Source organism: Streptomyces sp. NPDC101132 (assembly GCF_044759225.1).
GTDB lineage: Bacteria > Actinomycetota > Actinomycetes > Streptomycetales > Streptomycetaceae > Streptomyces.
The window spans coordinates 437,258-452,786 of the sequence record NZ_JBIVYX010000005.1; the positions used below are offsets into that span (position 1 = coordinate 437,258).

The window sequence follows — 15,529 nt, forward strand, 5'->3', positions numbered from 1 at the left end:
CACCCCGCCCGGCCACGCACGACCCCCGCACCCCGCCCGGCCACGCCCGGGCCCCTCAGCGCCGGTACAGCGCGTCGATCTCCTTCTCGAAGGCCCGCCCGATCGCCGCGCGGCGCAGCTTCAGCGAGGGCGTCAGGCAGCCGTTCTGCTCGGTGAAGTCCACCGGCAGCACGGTGAAGCGGCGGATCGACTCGGCCTGCGAGACCAGCTTGTTCGCCTCGTCCACGGCCCGCTGGAGGTCGGCGCGCAGCTCCTCGTCGTGCACCAGCTCCCCCAGCCGCACGTGCTGCTTCTTCCGCATCTGCCGCCAGTGCTGCAACCCGTCGGGCTCCAGGGTGATGAGGGCGGTGATGTACGGGCGGTTGTCGCCGACCACCATGCACTGGCCGACCAGCGGGTGGGCGCGCAGGAAGTCCTCCAGCGGGGCCGGGGCCACGTTCTTGCCGCCGGAGGTGATCAGGAGGTCCTTCTTGCGGCCGGTGATGCTGAGGTAGCCGTCGGCGTCGAGTTCCCCGATGTCCCCGGTGGGGAACCAGTGCTCCTGGTCGGTGGCCGGTACGACGGTGTGGGTCGCGGAGTCCCAGTAGCCGCCGAAGACGTGCCCGCCCCGCAGCAGCACCTCGCCGTCCGCCGCGATGCGCACGGCGGTGCCGGGCAGCGGCCAGCCGACGGTGCCCAGGCGGGGCCGGAGGGGCGGGGTGACGGTGCTGGCGCCGCAGGTCTCGGTCAGCCCGTACCCCTCGAAGACCTCCACGCCGGCACCGCCGAAGAATGCGGCGAGGCGCGGGCCGAGGGGGGAGCCGCCGCTGATGACGTACCGGACGCGGCCGCCGAGGGCGGCCCGTATCCGCCGGTAGACGAGCGGGTCGTACAGGGCGTGGGCGGCGCGCAGGCCGAGGCCGGGACGGCCGCCTTCGCCGAACCGGCGGGCGATCCGGGCGGCGCGGTCGAAGGACGCGGCGCGGCCCATCTTCTCGGCGGTGGCGCGGCCGGTGTTGTAGACCTTCTCCAGCACGTACGGGATGGCGAGCAGGAAGGTCGGCCGGAACCCGGCGAGGTCGGCCAGGAGATCCTCGGTCTGGATGCTGGGGGCGTGGCCGAGCTTCACGCGGGCGCGCATGCAGCCGATGGCGACCATCCGGCCGAAGACGTGGGACAGGGGCAGGAAGAGCAGGGTCGAGGCGGGGTCCTTGCTGACCGACGTGAAGACGGGGTGCAGCAGCCCGACGGCGTTGTCGACCTCGGCGAAGAAGTTGCCGTGGGTGATCACGCAGCCCTTGGGGGTGCCGGTGGTGCCGGAGGTGTAGATCAGGGTGGCCACGGACTCGGGGGTGGTGTGCGCGCGGCGCGCGAGGACGGCCACGTCGGGTACGGCGCGTCCGGCGCGGACCAGCTGCGCGATGGCGCCGGTGTCGAACTCCCACAGGTGGGCCAGGCCGGGCAGCTGCGAGCGTTCGCCGCTGATCAGCCGGGCCTGGGCGGTGTCCTCGACGACGCAGGCCACGGCGCCGGAGTCCTGGATGATCCAGCGGGCCTGGAGGGCGGAGGAGGTCGGGTAGATCGGCACCGTGATCAGGCCGGCGGCCCAGGCGGCGAAGTCGAGGAGGGTCCACTCGTACGTCGTCCGCGCCATGATCGCGAGGCGGTCGCCCCACTCCAGGCCCTGGGCGATGAGCCCCTTCGCCACGGCGAGCACCTCGGCCGCGAACTCGGCGGCCGGCACGTCCTGCCAGCTGCCGTCCGGCTGCTTGCGCGCGAGTACGGGCGCCTGCGGGTCCTCGGCCGCGTTGAGGAAGGGGATGTCACCGAGGGAGCCGCTCTGCGGCGGGGTGGCCAGCGGCGGCACGTACACCTCCCGGACCACCCGCTCGACCACCGTCTTGACCGGCTCGACCAGCAATTCGGACACGGGTACTCCTCGGCACGTGGGGAGGTGTTACCGCCGGTAATTTACTTCGGGGTACATCCCCTGCCCAGCCCCCGCGCACACCTCCCGCGAACCCTCCCCGGACGCCCGCACCCCCCACCGAACCCCTCCACACCACCTGCACCACCCGCCCCGCTCGTCAAGTCACGCCTTCTCGCGACATGACCCGGACCCCCCGGATCGGGCCCACTGGAGGTGTCCCCCCAACCCCTCCAGGAAGGACACCCCATGACCCCCTCCCACACCGACCGCACCGCCCCCACCAGCCGCACCACCCGCACCCGGCGCAGGTGGGGAATCAGGACCGGCCTGGTCTCGGCGGCCCTCGTCGCCGGCGGCGCACTCCTCCCCACCGCCGCCTTCGCCGCCCCGGCCCCGTCGCAGACCGCCACGGCCGTCGCCCACCACGACGACCACAGCGAGCACCACCACCACAAGAAGCACCATCACCACAAGCACCACCACAAGCACCATCACCACAAGAAGCACCACGAGCCCAAGGTCTGCATCACCATCTACCCGACGCCGCCCGAATGCGCGGCCACCTGGGGTGACTGACGACCGGACCCCCGGCACGCAAAAGCCGCCGCCCCCGCCCGGAAAGGGCGGGGGCGGCGGCGGGCCGTACCGGGCCGGCGCGTCAGGCGGTGGCCGGGACCGGGGTCTTCGGCTCGGCGCCGGCGTCCGCCGGGGCGTCGACCGGGGAGGCCGAGGCCGTGGCGTACGCCTCCTTGTCGAGGATCCCCTCGCGGGCCGCGACGACGACCGGCACCAGCGCCTGACCGGCGACGTTCGTCGCGGTGCGCATCATGTCCAGGATCGGGTCGATGGCCAGCAGCAGGCCGACGCCCTCCAGCGGGAGGCCCAGCGTCGAGAGGGTCAGGGTCAGCATGACCGTGGCGCCGGTCAGGCCGGCGGTGGCGGCGGACCCGACCACCGACACGAAGGCGATCAGCAGGTAGTCGCCGACGTTCAGCGGCACGTCGAAGATCTGCGCGATGAAGATCGCGGCCAGCGCCGGGTAGATGGCGGCGCAGCCGTCCATCTTGGTGGTGGCGCCGAACGGGACGGCGAAGGAGGTGTACTCCTTCGGCACGCCGAGGCGCTCGGTGACCTTCTGGGTGACCGGCATGGTGCCGACCGAGGAGCGCGACACGAAGGCCAGCTGGATGGCGGGCCAGGCGCCCTTGAAGAACTGGAGCGGGTTGACCTTGGCGACGGTCGCGAGCAGCAGCGGGTAGACGCCGAACAGCACGAGCGCGCAGCCGATGTAGACGTCGGCGGTGAAGGTCGCGTACTTGCCGATCAGGTCCCAGCCGTAGTCGGCGATGGCGTAGCCGATGAGGCCGACGGTGCCGAGCGGGGCGAGCCGGATGACCCACCACAGCGCCTTCTGGAGGAGCTCCAGGACGGACTCGGCCAGGGTCAGGATCGGCGCGGCCTTCTCGCCCAGCTGGAGGGCGGCGATGCCGGCGACGGCGGCCATGAAGACGATCTGCAGGACGTTCAGCTCGGTGAACGGGGTGATGACGTCGCTCGGCACGATGCCGGTGAGGAAGTCGATCCAGGAGCCGGTGTGCTTCGGCAGCCCGCCGTCCTTCGGCGTCAGGCCGGTGCCGGCGCCGGGGTTGGTGAGCAGGCCGATGGCGAGGCCGATGGCCACCGCGATCAGCGAGGTGATCATGAACCACAGCAGGGTGCGCGACGCGAGGCGGGCCGCGTTGTTCACCTTCCGCAGGTTGGTGATCGACACCAGGATCGCGAAGAAGACGAGCGGCGCGACGGCCAGCTTCAGCAGCTGGACGAAGATGTCGCCGACCTTCTCCAGGGTCGTGTAGAGCCAGCCGATGTCCTGGCTGCGGGCGAGCCAGCCCAGCAGGACGCCGAGCACCAGACCGGCGACGATCTGGACCCAGAACGGGACTTTCGATGCGGTCTTGGAGATCGCTGACAACGGACACACTCCGACTACTGCTACTGACGGTTTTGGCTCGGTAAAGCTAACACCTGAACTTTGAGATCCTCAAAGGCTCACTTTCAGACAGTTGATGATCGAACAACCTCACATAGGGGCCTTCCCGCCCCAACTCCCCCCGGAGAACGACAAAACCCCGCCGCCGAGGAGGTGACTCCTCGGCGGCGGGGTGCGTCGAGCGTGTGACGTAACTTACGGGCCGTTGACGGGCCCTCGTGAGGGTGCCGCGGGCTACGAGCCGGCGCGGGCGGCGTCGTCGGCCGCGTCCTCCTGGCTGCGGTTGGCGGCGAGCCGGTCCTTCACGCCGTCGACCCGGCCGCTGATCTGGGCGGACATCTCGTCACGCTGCTTGCGCAGCAGCACGAAGGACAGCGGCGCGGAGATCACCAGCGCCAGCAGTACGACCCACATCAGGTTGGAGTCGCCGAGACCGGCGGGCAGCACGCGGAGCCGGACCAGACCCCACACGGCGAAGAAGCACCCGACGAAGATGCCAAGCCGCATCGCGGTGTATCGGGCGGCGGCACTCGGCTTCAGGGCCACGGCGAGCCTTCTCTCTCTGACGTACGGGGGGTCGTGCCCGTCCAGTGAAGCATGCCGCGTCTACGGACAAGTCCGGCGGGGGTCCCCGGCCGGAACCAGCCGCAGCGCGGCCAGGGGCACCTTCAGCGCCGCCTTCCGCTGCCGGTCCCACAGCACCGCGGTCCCGCCGGCATCCCCGACCAGCAGATACGCCCGCCGGGGGTCCAGCACCCCGCCCTCGACCGGCACCTGCGCGACCGGCCGCACCGTACCGGCACACACCCACTCCGGCTCGACCCCGTAGTACGGCGCCACCTGGCGCCCCTCCGCAGCGTCGGCGACGGCGGCCCGTCCCGCCTCCAGGGCGGGGCCGAACGCCAGCGTCCAGGCGCCGATCAGCAGGGAGAAGGCCGACAGGGCGGCGAACGCCGCGTACCCGCCCCAGCGTCCCCGGATCATCAGGTGCAGGTGCTTGAGGAATCCGAGGAAGGCCGGCGCGACCAGCCACACACCCATGCACACGAGCACCTTCAGCGCCGCCTGGAGCTGCTGCACGGACGCCACCTCGACGTCTTCGAGATCGAGCCCGAAGGCCCGCAGGTAGAGCGCGGGCAGGGACACCCCGAGGCCGGGCAGCAGCCCCGGGACGAGGGGGAGCGCGGCCGGCACGAGCCAGGGAAGCAGCACCCGCCAGCTGGCCTGCCGGGTCAGCAGCCACAGCCCGACGACGACCCCGGTGCCGGGAGCGACGAACGAGAGCACCGGACCGGGCGCCAGGGCATCCGGCAGCGAGACGCACAGCACCGCCGCCACCAGGGCGGCCGCCACCAACGGCGCCGTCACGACGGCCCGCGCCCTGCCCAGGGTCCAGTCGGGTCGGCTGCGGACGGCGAGCAGCGCGGCGCACGCCACGGCCGCGCCGACGAGCACGAGCCCGGACGCCAGCGTGACGGGACTCGGGTCGAGGCGGCCGTCCTCCGTGGCGCCCACCCCCGCGATGACGGCGAGCGACAGCGGCACCCACTGCCGCCGGTACACCGGTGCGCGGCGGCCGGCCAGGTCGTCCTCGCCCGGTTCGAGACGGCGTACGGCGTCGCCCGGGCCGGTGCCCGGCGCGCCCGGCAGCGGCCTGGCGGCCAGCGCCCGGGCGGCCGTCTCCGAGCCGGCGCGCAGCTGCCTCACGTTCGCACCCCAGGCCAGGACGGCACGCGTCCAGCTCCGGTGCGAGGTGCCGCCGCCCGCCGGGGCCGGAACCCACCCCGGGCGTACCTCCGACGGCCGCGCGACGCGGTCCACGGCCTCCACCACGAGGGCCAGCCGGAGTTCCTCGGCCAGCACCTCCAGGCGCTGACGGGCACCGACCACCGACCGGAACTCCGACCCCGGGAAGCGCACCTCGACGACGTACCAGGCCACGCCCTCCGTCACCGCCGTGACCTCGCGCCCCCGGCGTTCGAGCACCGGCCAGCCCCGGGCCGCCACGGCCTCCTCGAAGAGCTGCCGGTCCGTCAGCGTGCCGCGCAGCTCCACCAGCGCGACGGCCCGCTGGTCCCAGCGCACGGTCGGTCCGCCCACCACGAGATCCCCCCTCCACGGCCCGGTCGTGGGCCCCGGTGGACTCTAGGCGAGCGGCAGCGGAAGCAGCATCGTGATGTCGTCCCGGTCGTCGCCCGGGGCCACCCGGATCGCGGAGGGGACGCGGCCGACCTCCTTGTAGCCGCAGGCGGCGTAGAAGCGCTCCAGGTCCATGCCCCCGCGGCAGGTGAGCCGGATCGCCTCGATGCCCCCGACCCTGCGGGCCGCGTCGGCGGCGGCCGCCAGCAGGTCCCGGCCGTGGCCCCGGCCCTGGTGGCGGGGGTGGACCATCACCGTGTAGAGCCACAGCCAGTGCGTCATCAGCCGGTGGCTGTTCAGGGTCAGGAAGGCGGTGGCGGCCACCCGGCCGTCCTCGTCGTGGCCGACCAGCAGCCGGGCGCTGCCGTCCGCGAGCTGGGCCAGCTGCCGCACGAGCTGCGGGCGGATGTCGTCCGGTGCGACCGGGGGGACGAAGCCGACGGCGCCGCCCGCGTTGGTGACGTCCGTCCACAGGTCGAGGATGCCCTGGTGGAGCGTGGGGTCGACCTTCGGGTCCAGCGTGAACGTAAGGGTCATACCCGGAGCGTATCCATTACCACCGACGGCGCGCGAACGGCGGAGGGCCCCGTCCCGGATCGCGGAACGGGGCCCTTCCCCAAAGCCGGGCGGCGGCGTCAGACGCGCATCGGCTGCGGCGACTCCCGCAGCGAGGCGTCCGGACCCGGGTACTCGCGGATGATCTCGTACCGGGTGTTGCGCTCGACCGGGCGGAAGCCGGCCTCGCGGATCAGGTCCAGCAGGTCGTCACGCGTCAGCTTGTTCGGCGTGCCGTAGTTGTCGGCGTCGTGCGTGATCTTGTACTCGACCACCGAGCCGTCCATGTCGTCCGCGCCGTGCTGGAGCGCCAGCTGGGCGGTCTGCACGCCGTGCATCACCCAGAAGACCTTCACGTGCGGCACGTTGTCGAACAGCAGGCGCGAGACCGCGAAGGTCTTCAGCGCCTCCGCGCCCGTGGCCATCGTCGTCCGCGCCTGGAGCGTGTTGCGGACCTTGCCGTCCTTCATGTCCACGAAGTCGTGCTGGTACCGCAGCGGGATGAAGACCTGGAAGCCGCCGGTCTCGTCCTGGAGCTCGCGCAGCCGCAGCACGTGGTCCACGCGGTGGCGCGGCTCCTCGATGTGCCCGTAGAGCATCGTGCACGGGGTCTTCAGACCCTTCTCGTGCGCGAGGCGGTGGATGCGCGACCAGTCCTCCCAGTGGGTCCGGTGGTCGACGATGTGCTGGCGGACCTCCCAGTCGAAGATCTCCGCGCCGCCGCCGGTCAGCGACTCCAGGCCCGCGTCGATCAGCTCGTCGAGGATCTCGCTCGCGCTCAGCCCCGAGATCGTCTCGAAGTGGTGGATCTCGGTGGCGGTGAAGGCCTTCAGCGAGACGTTCGGCAGCGCCTCCTTCAGGGCCTTCAGCGAGCGCGGGTAGTAGCGCCACGGCAGGTTCGGGTGCAGGCCGTTGACCACGTGCAGCTCGGTGAGGTGGTCGTTCTCCATGGCCTTGGCCAGGCGGACGGCCTCCTCGATGCGCATGGTGTACGCGTCCTTCTCGCCCGGCTTGCGCTGGAACGAGCAGTACGCGCACGAGGCCGTGCACACGTTGGTCATGTTGAGGTGGCGGTTGACGTTGAAGTGCACGACGTCGCCGTTCTTGCGCGTGCGCACCTCGTGGGCGAGCCCGCCGAGCCAGGCCAGGTCGTCCGACTCGTAGAGGGCGATGCCGTCCTCACGCGTCAGCCGCTCGCCGGAGCGGACCTTCTCCTCCAGCTCGCGCTTGAGCCCAGCATCCATGCTGCGGTCGCCTCCTCTATGTGTCCTGCAACCCTGCCCCACCGTACTCTCAGCCCTCCTCGGGCAGGTCGCCGACCCGGTTCTCCCACTTCGTCGAGAGCACGATGGTGGTGCGGGTGCGGGAGACGCCCTTGGTGCCGGACAGCTTCCGGATGATCCTCTCCAGGCCGTCGACGTCGCTCGCGCGGACCTTGAGCATGAACGAGTCGTCGCCGGCGATGAACCAGCAGTCCTCGATCTCCGCGAGGTCGCGCAGCCGCCGCGCCACGTCCTCGTGGTCGGCCGCGTCCGAGAGCGAGATGCCGATCAGCGCCGTCACGCCCAGCCCGAGCGAGGCCGCGTTGACCGTCGCGCGGTAGCCCGTGATCACACCGGCCGACTCCAGGCGGTTGATCCGGTCGGTGACGCTGGGGCCGGAGAGGCCGACGAGGCGGCCGAGCTCGGCGTACGAGGCCCGACCGTTCTCCCTGAGTGCCTGGATGAGCTGCCTATCCACCGCGTCCATGTACCTGGACCCTTCTATTGTTCAGCGATCCCGCGAGTTTACGTATAGAATCTAAGGCACACAGGGCCGACACCCTGTGAATCTTTCAACAGATCAAAGACGATCTTTCAGGAGTGGTTACCCGTGTACACGATCGAGATGGCCTACGCTCACATGCGACAGCTGCAGGAGCTGGCCAACCGCTCGCGTGCCCACCAGCCGGCTGCCGCGCACCGCGCGGACAAGACCCGCGCGCCCCGCGCCGCCAAGAAGCGCTAGCCCACCACGACCGGAGACCGCTACGGCCGGGGGGATCCCCGGCCCAGCTCTCCCTCCCAGCGGCGGTACAGCCGGTGCGGCACCCCTGCCGCGTCCAGCACCCGCCCCGCGACGAAGTCCACCAGATCCTGGATGTGCGTCGCACCCGCGTAGAACGCCGGAGAGGCGGGCAGCACCACGGCGCCCGCCTCGTCCAGCGTCACCAGATGCCGCAGCGTCTGCCCGTTCAGCGGGGTCTCCCGCACCGCGACCACCAGCCGGCGCCGCTCCTTGAGCGTCACGCTCGCCGTCCGCTGCAGCAGGTCCTTCGAGAGCCCCAGCGCCACCCCGGCCACGCAGGCCGTGGACGCCGGCACGATCAGCATCCCCTTCACCGGGTACGAGCCCGAGGACGGCCCCGCGGCCAGATCGCCCGCCGACCAGTGCCGTACGTCGTCCAGCGCGTCCCGCACGTCGAAGGTGTCCGGCTTGCCGTCGGCGCCCCGCGCCAGCCACTGCCCCAGGTCCTCGCGCCAGTGCGCGTCCCGGAAGGCGATGCCGGTCTCGTCCAGAAGGGTGAGCCGGGAGGCCCTGCTCACCACGAGGTCCACACTCTCCCCCGCGGCCAGCAGGCCGCGCAGCACCGAAGCCGCGTACGGCGTGCCGGACGCCCCGGAGACCCCGACCACCCACGGGGTGCGCTTGCCGTCTGTCATGACTCCGAGCCTAGAGCGTCAGCCCTCGGACCAGCAGGTCCGCGAGCGCGCACACGAAGAGCGCGATCCCGATGAAACCGTTCACCGTGAAGAAGGCCCGGTTCAGCCGCGACAGGTCCCGCGGGGTCACGATCGAGTGCTCGTACCCGAAGGCCGCGGCCACGATGATCAGGCCCGCCCAGAACCACGCGCCCGCGTCCGTGGCCAGCGCGTACCAGACGAACAGCCCCATCGTCACGACGTGACAGGCCCGCGCGCCCCACAGCGCGGCGGGGATGCCGAAGCGGGCCGGCACCGACCGCACGCCCTCGGCGCGGTCCGCCTGCACGTCCTGGCAGGCGAAGATCAGGTCGAAGCCGCCGATCCACACGCCCACCGCGAGACCCAGGATCACCGCGTCCCAGGACCACTCGCCGGTCACCGCCAGCCAGGCGCCGACCGGCCCGATGGCCTGGGCCAGGCCCAGGATGGCGTGCGGGAAGTTCGTGAACCGCTTGCCGTACGGGTAGACCACCATCGGCACCACGGCCAGCGGCGCCAGCGCCAGGCACAGCGGGTTCAGCAGCGCGGCCGCCCCCAGGAAGACCACCAGCGCGATGCCGGCGCCCGTCCACGCCGACCGCACGCTCACCGCGCCGGTCACCAGCTCACGGTTGGCCGTACGCGGGTTCCGGGCGTCGATCTCGCGGTCGATGATCCGGTTGGCGGCCATCGCGAAGGTCCGCAGGCCGACCATGCAGACCGTCACCAGCAGCAGCTCGGCCCAGTGGACGGTGCGGTCCGCCCGGAACATCGCGGTGAGCGAGGCGATGTAGGCGAAGGGCAGGGCGAAGACCGAGTGCTCGATCATCACCAGCCGCAGGAACGCCCTGGTACGTCCCGGCTGCGCCGGGACCGCGGCCGTGGTCACAGGCCGTACTCCTTCCAGCGGCGGTCCACGAGGGCCGCCGTGGCCGGGTCGGACTCCACCATGTCCGGCCAGCCGCCGTCCCGGGTGTAGCCCTCCTCCGGCAGCTTCTTCGTGGCGTCGATGCCCGCCTTGCCTCCCCAGAACTGCTGGTAGGAGGCGTGGTCCAGGTGGTCCACGGGTCCCTCGACCACGGTCAGGTCGCGGGAGTAGTCGGTGTTGCCCAGCGCGCGCCAGGAGACCTCGTGCAGGTCGTGCACGTCGCAGTCGGCGTCCACCACGACGATCAGCTTGGTCAGCGACATCATGTGGGCGCCCCAGATGGCGTGCATGACCTTCTGCGCGTGCTTCGGGTACTTCTTGTCGATCGAGACGATCGCGCAGTTGTGGAAGCCGCCCGACTCCGGCAGGTGGTAGTCCACGATGTCCGGGACGATGATCTTGAGGAGTGGCAGGAAGAACCGCTCGGTGGCCCGGCCCAGCGGCCCGTCCTCGGTCGGCGGGCGGCCGACCACGATGGACTGCAGCAGCGGGCGCTTGCGCATGGTGATGCAGTCGATCTTCAGCGCGGGGAAGGGCTCCTGCGGCGTGTAGAAGCCGGTGTGGTCGCCGAAGGGCCCCTCCGGGAGCATCTCGCCCGGCTCCAGCCAGCCCTCGATGACGACCTCGGCGTTGGCCGGCACCTGGAGCGGCACGGTCTTGCAGTCGACCATCTCGATCCGCTTGCCGGCGACGAAGCCGGCGAAGAGGTACTCGTCGATGTCGCCGGGCAGCGGCGCGGTCGAGGCGTACGTGACGGCCGGCGGGCAGCCGAAGGCGATCGCGACCGGCAGCCGCTCGCCGCGCCTGGCGGCGACCGCGTAGTGGTTGCGGCTGTCCTTGTGGATCTGCCAGTGCATGCCGATGGTGCGCTTGTCGTGGCGCTGGAGGCGGTAGAGGCCCAGGTTCCGCACGCCCGTCTCGGGGTGCTTGGTGTGGGTCAGGCCGAGGTTGAAGAAGGACCCGCCGTCCTTGGGCCAGGTGAACAGCGCCGGCAGCCGGTCCAGGTCGACGTCGTCGCCGGTGAGGACGACCTCCTGGACGGGCGCGGAGTCGCCCTTCACCTTCTTCGGGGGCACGTGCACCATCGAGCCGAGCTTGCCGAAGGCCTCGCGGACGCCGATGAAGCCCTGCGGCAGCTCGGGCTTGAGCAGCCCGCCGATCTTGTCGCTGATCTCGCCGTACGACTTCAGGCCGAGGGCCTTGAGCAGCCGCCGGTCGGTGCCGAAGACGTTCATCGCCAGGGGCATGTCGGAGCCCTTGACGTTCTCGAAGAGCAGGGCCGGACCGCCGGCCTTGTTCACTCTGTCGACGATCTCCCCGACCTCCAGGTACGGGTCGACTTCGGCCTTGATGCGCTTGAGGTCGCCCTCCCGCTCCAGGGCCCGGAGCAGCGAGCGGAGATCGTCGTAAGCCATGCAGGCCAGTATCCGCCACGCACTACCCTGGAAGCGTCACCGGGGCCCGTCCGCGGGCCCGACGCCGTCTCCGGGGATCGGACCACACCGTGCTGCGCTACCTGCCGTTCCTGCTGGTCCTCGCGCTGACCATCTACACCTTCATCGACTGCCTCAACACCCCCGAGGACGAGGTCAAACACCTGCCCAAGGTGGTGTGGGTGATCATCATCCTGCTCTTCTCGATCGTCGGCCCCGTGGTGTGGCTGGTGGCGGGCAAGAAGCGGGTGGCCTCCGGCGGCCTCGGCGGGGGCGGCGGCCGGCAGCGGTGGGTGGCGCCGGACGACAACCCGGACTTCCTCAAGTCGCTGGACGAGGAGAAGAAGCGGCGCAACGAGGACGAGGTCTAGGCGGGGCATCGGCCGTACGAGGTCTAGCCGGGCATCGGCCCTACGGGGGCCTGGCCGGGGGCAGGCACCGGCCGTACGGGTTCTAGTCGGCCGCGTAGTGCGCGCGCAGTTCGCGCCGGCGGTCCGGGGTCCAGGTCATCCAGTCCACGGGGTGGCCGTCGAGGGCCTCCGCGAGGCGTTCGAAGTGCTCGTGCCAGGCGGCCAGGGCGTCCAGCCGGTCCGCGTCGCCGCCGCGTCGTTCGTTGGTGAAGCGCAGCAGGGTGGCCTCGGGGCCGGCGCTCTCCAGGTGGAGGCGGATCCGCCCGTATCCGGTCACGGTGTACTCCGCCACGCGCTCCACGTCCCAGGCGGTGACGCGTCCGTGGACGGTGGGGCCGCCGCCGGGCCAGGTCAGGGTGACCGCCCCGCCCAGCCGGCGCTCCAGGACGTCCGCCCGCGCGAGCCAGCCGCGCAGTCCGGCCGCGGTCGACACGGCCGCCCACACCTGCTCGTACCCGTGGGCCAGGCGCACCTCGAACTGGATCAGGAACCCCCCGTCGCGGGAGGTGCTGGTGCGGTGTCCGATCACGGACGTCGATGTGGCCATGGCACCAGCGTTACTCCGGACGGGTGAGGGCGCACCCCGGGGCGGCGCCCCGGGGTGCGGTGGCTCAGACGCCGGCGTAGGAGTGCTTGCCGCTGAGCAGGATGTTCACGCCGTAGTAGTTCCAGATCCAGCAGGCGAAGGCGAAGAGCGCCAGGTAGGCGGCCTTGCGGCCCTTCCAGCCGGCGGTCGCGCGGGCGTGCAGGTAGCAGGCGTACGCGACCCAGGTGACGAAGGACCAGACCTCCTTGGGGTCCCAGCCCCAGTAGCGGCCCCAGGCGTCCCCGGCCCAGATCGCGCCCGCGATGATCGTGAAGGTCCACAGCGGGAAGACGGCCGCGTTGATGCGGTACGAGAACTTGTCGAGCGAGCCGGACGAGGGCAGCCGCTCCAGCACCGAGGTGGCGAACTTCCCGGGCTTGCCGCCCTGCTCCAGCTTGGCCTCGTACGCGTCGCGGAACAGGTAGAGCACGGTGCCGACGGCGCCGATGTAGAAGACCGCGCCGCAGATGATCGCGGTGGAGACGTGGATGTACAGCCAGTACGAGTGCAGGGCCGGGACGAGCTGGTCGCTGTCGGTGTAGAGCCAGGTGGTGGCGATGCCGAGGTCGAGCAGCACGGTGGTGACGAGCATCAGGCCCATCCACCGGACGTTCTTCTTCAGCGCGAGGAGCACCAGGTACGCGCCGACGGCCACCGTGGAGAAGGTGATCGAGAACTCGTACATGTTGCCCCAGGGGGCCCGCTGCACAGACAGCGCGCGGGCGACCACGCCGGCGGCCTCGACGAGGAAGCCGAGGGTGGTCAGGGAGACGGCGATCCGCCCGTACAGGTCGCCCTGCTCGGTGCCGCCGGCCGCGCCGGGGCCGTCGGGCACGTCGCGGGAGCCGGAGGCGGCCCGGGTGACGACCTGGGGCTGCTCCAGGACGGCGGTGCCACCGCCCTTGGTCGTGACCTGCACCGCGGGGGCCGGGCCCCGCGCGGCGGTGCGCGCGGCGCCGCCGGTGAGGGCGGCCGCGGTGCGGCCGACCTTGCTGCGGCTGCCGAAGGTCCACTCGGCGATGTGGGCGAAGAAGGCGAGCGTGTAGACCGCCATCGACGAATAGATCAGCACGTTGCTGATGTGCGCCAGGTTCTCGTTGGCGGCGACTGCGAGCTGCGTCATCCGCGCTCTCCTTCGACGGGTGCTTCGGCAGGTTCTTCGGAAGGTGCTTCGGGGACTTCCGGGGCCTCGGGCGCGGTGGGCGCCAGGCCGTTCAGCGTGAGGGCCAGCTCGCCCAGCTCCTCGGGGAGCTTCGCGGACTCGCTGCGGCCGAGGCCCGCCATCTCGACGACGGTGACGCCGTCGGGTCCGGCGACGGCCCGGACCCAGATCCGGCGCCGCTGGATGAAGAGGGAGCCGGCCAGGCCCAGGATCGCGGCGACGGCGCCCGCGAGGGCGAGGCCGCTGCCGGGCTGGTGGGTGACGGAGAAGGTGGCCCAGCGGCCGATGCCCTCGAACTTCACGGTGCCCGCGCCGTCCGGCAGGGTCATGGACTCGCCGGGCAGCATGCGGACGGCGAAGGGGTTGCCGTCCTTGTCCTTGAACTGCTTCATCTTGGACGTGTTCAGCTGGTAGACGTTCTGCGGCAGGCCGGAGTCCACGCCGAGGCTGCCGTGGAAGCCGGTGAGCGCCAGGGCCGGGTAGTCCAGGCCCGGGTACTGGGAGAACATCGTGCCCTTGCCGGCGCCCGCGAAGGTGGGGACGAACACGCCGGAGAAGCCGAGCTGCTCCTTCTTGCCGTCCTTGTCGCGGTAGCCGTCGGTGACCTTGACGGCTCCGGTGGAGGTGAGGTTGCCGTCCTGGGGCAGCATCGGGACGGCGTCCTTGAAGACGACCTTGCCGCGGGCGTCGGTCACGGAGATGACCGGCGCGTACCCGTGGCCGAGCAGGTAGATCTTCGAGCCGTCGATCTCCAGCGGCTTGTTGACCTGGATCTCGGCCTTCTTGGGGGCGCCGTCGGAGCCCTCGCTGTAGGTGACGTACGCCTTGAAGTCGCGCGGCGTCCCCTTCTGGGGGCCGGTGCGCTCGTACGTCGCGTCGAACTCGTCCAGGACGAAGCTGAACGGCGGCAGGCTGTCGGAGTCGAAGAGGCTGCCGGACTTGAAGTCGTCGTACTGGGTGAGCGTGTTCGAGAAGCCGCCGCCCTTGAGGACGAGCTTGCCGCCCTCGGAGAAGAACAGCCGTCCCCAGGCGAAGGCGACCAGCATCACGATCAGCGCGATGTGGAAGGCGAGGTTGCCGGCCTCGCGCAGGTAGCCCTTCTCGGCGGCGACGGCGGTGCCGAGGGTGTGGGCGCGGAAGCGGCGCTGCTTGAGGACGGTGCCGGCCGCGTCGAGCACCTCCTCGGGGGAGGCCTCGGTGCGCCAGGTGGTGTAGGCGGGCAGCCGGTTCAGGCGCTTGGGGGCGCCCGGCGGGCGGCCGCGGAGCTGGCCGACGAACTGCCAGGTGCGCGGGACGATGCAGCCGATCAGGGAGACGAACAGCAGGATGTAGATCGCGGAGAACCACACCGAGCTGTAGACGTCGAAGAGCTGGAGCTTCTCGTAGACCGGCGTCAGCTTGGGGTGCTCGTCCTTCCAGGCGGCGACCTTCAGCAGGTCGACGCTGTTCTGGGGGACGAGGGAGCCCGGGATGGCGCCCAGCGAGAGCATGAAGAGCAGGATCAGGGCGACCCGCATGGAGGTCAGCTGCCGCCAGAACCAGCGGGCCCAGCCGATGACGCCGATGCCCGCGGGTGCGCTGGGGGCGTCCTCCAGGGGGGCGGTGGAGAGCTGGGACGCGGCGGCGCCGAGGCCGGCGTCGTCGGTGGCCGGGGCGGCGGCGCCGGCGCCGGCCGTCTTGTCGGTCGCACTCAT

Annotated in this window: 15 protein-coding genes; 2 read left to right on the plus strand and 13 right to left on the minus strand. The window is 71.4% G+C overall.

The window, feature by feature from the left end:
- Positions 1-55 precede the first annotated feature (55 nt).
- Positions 56-1,909 (minus strand): AMP-dependent synthetase/ligase, encoded by a 1,854-nt coding sequence (locus ACIQUR_RS14935; protein WP_403663726.1) that lies wholly within the window; start codon positions 1,907-1,909, stop codon positions 56-58.
- 246 nt (positions 1,910-2,155) lie between these two features.
- Between ACIQUR_RS14935 and ACIQUR_RS14940 the strand changes: the two genes are divergently transcribed.
- The gene (locus tag ACIQUR_RS14940; RefSeq protein ID WP_403663729.1) at positions 2,156-2,485 is read left to right on the plus strand and encodes a hypothetical protein; all 330 of its coding nucleotides are present in this window, start codon (positions 2,156-2,158) and stop codon (positions 2,483-2,485) included.
- Between the two features lie 82 nt (positions 2,486-2,567).
- On the opposite strand, the gene ACIQUR_RS14945 is transcribed toward ACIQUR_RS14940, so the two are convergent.
- From ACIQUR_RS14945 to ACIQUR_RS14985, 9 genes are all read right to left on the minus strand, one after another.
- Positions 2,568-3,890, minus strand: a complete 1,323-nt coding sequence (locus tag ACIQUR_RS14945) for a dicarboxylate/amino acid:cation symporter (protein WP_403663732.1) — start codon at positions 3,888-3,890, stop codon at positions 2,568-2,570.
- Positions 3,891-4,133: 243 nt separating this feature from the next.
- A complete protein-coding gene (locus tag ACIQUR_RS14950; RefSeq protein WP_399946510.1) occupies positions 4,134-4,406 on the minus strand; it encodes a DUF4229 domain-containing protein in 273 nt (90 codons plus the stop codon).
- Positions 4,407-4,505: 99 nt separating this feature from the next.
- Positions 4,506-5,999, minus strand: coding sequence for a hypothetical protein (locus ACIQUR_RS14955; protein ID WP_403663735.1), 1,494 nt, complete (start codon positions 5,997-5,999; stop codon positions 4,506-4,508).
- Between the two features lie 45 nt (positions 6,000-6,044).
- Positions 6,045-6,575, minus strand: a complete 531-nt coding sequence (locus tag ACIQUR_RS14960) for a GNAT family N-acetyltransferase (protein ID WP_403663738.1) — start codon at positions 6,573-6,575, stop codon at positions 6,045-6,047.
- 98 nt (positions 6,576-6,673) lie between these two features.
- Positions 6,674-7,837 (minus strand): aminofutalosine synthase MqnE, encoded by a 1,164-nt coding sequence (mqnE, locus tag ACIQUR_RS14965; protein WP_399945738.1) that lies wholly within the window; start codon positions 7,835-7,837, stop codon positions 6,674-6,676.
- A 49-nt stretch (positions 7,838-7,886) separates the two neighbouring features.
- Complete coding sequence (locus tag ACIQUR_RS14970; RefSeq protein WP_403663742.1) at positions 7,887-8,342, minus strand: Lrp/AsnC family transcriptional regulator; 456 nt, start codon at positions 8,340-8,342, stop codon at positions 7,887-7,889.
- Between the two features lie 278 nt (positions 8,343-8,620).
- Positions 8,621-9,295 (minus strand): UbiX family flavin prenyltransferase, encoded by a 675-nt coding sequence (locus ACIQUR_RS14975; protein ID WP_403663745.1) that lies wholly within the window; start codon positions 9,293-9,295, stop codon positions 8,621-8,623.
- 10 nt (positions 9,296-9,305) lie between these two features.
- Positions 9,306-10,205 carry a menaquinone biosynthesis prenyltransferase MqnP gene (gene mqnP, locus ACIQUR_RS14980; protein ID WP_403663748.1) on the minus strand — a complete coding sequence of 300 codons (900 nt, stop codon included), beginning with the start codon at positions 10,203-10,205 and terminating at the stop codon, positions 9,306-9,308.
- On the minus strand, positions 10,202-11,659 hold the full coding sequence (locus ACIQUR_RS14985) for a menaquinone biosynthesis decarboxylase (RefSeq protein WP_403663751.1): 1,458 nt from the start codon (positions 11,657-11,659) through the stop codon (positions 10,202-10,204). The genes mqnP and ACIQUR_RS14985 overlap by 4 nt, the downstream gene beginning before the upstream one ends.
- Positions 11,660-11,748: 89 nt before the next feature.
- Between ACIQUR_RS14985 and ACIQUR_RS14990 the strand changes: the two genes are divergently transcribed.
- Entirely contained in the window at positions 11,749-12,048 is a 300-nt protein-coding gene (locus tag ACIQUR_RS14990) for a PLD nuclease N-terminal domain-containing protein (RefSeq protein WP_403663754.1), read from the plus strand.
- 82 nt (positions 12,049-12,130) lie between these two features.
- Here the strand turns inward: ACIQUR_RS14990 and ACIQUR_RS14995 are convergent, their stop codons facing one another.
- The 3 genes from ACIQUR_RS14995 to ACIQUR_RS15005 form a co-directional block, all read right to left on the minus strand.
- On the minus strand, positions 12,131-12,634 hold the full coding sequence (locus tag ACIQUR_RS14995) for an SRPBCC domain-containing protein (RefSeq protein ID WP_403663757.1): 504 nt from the start codon (positions 12,632-12,634) through the stop codon (positions 12,131-12,133).
- 64 nt (positions 12,635-12,698) lie between these two features.
- The gene (gene ccsB / locus ACIQUR_RS15000) at positions 12,699-13,796 is read right to left on the minus strand and encodes a c-type cytochrome biogenesis protein CcsB (RefSeq protein ID WP_403663760.1); all 1,098 of its coding nucleotides are present in this window, start codon (positions 13,794-13,796) and stop codon (positions 12,699-12,701) included.
- Positions 13,793-15,529 carry a cytochrome c biogenesis protein ResB gene (locus ACIQUR_RS15005; protein ID WP_403663763.1) on the minus strand — a complete coding sequence of 579 codons (1,737 nt, stop codon included), beginning with the start codon at positions 15,527-15,529 and terminating at the stop codon, positions 13,793-13,795. Before ACIQUR_RS15005 ends, ccsB begins: the two co-directional genes overlap by 4 nt.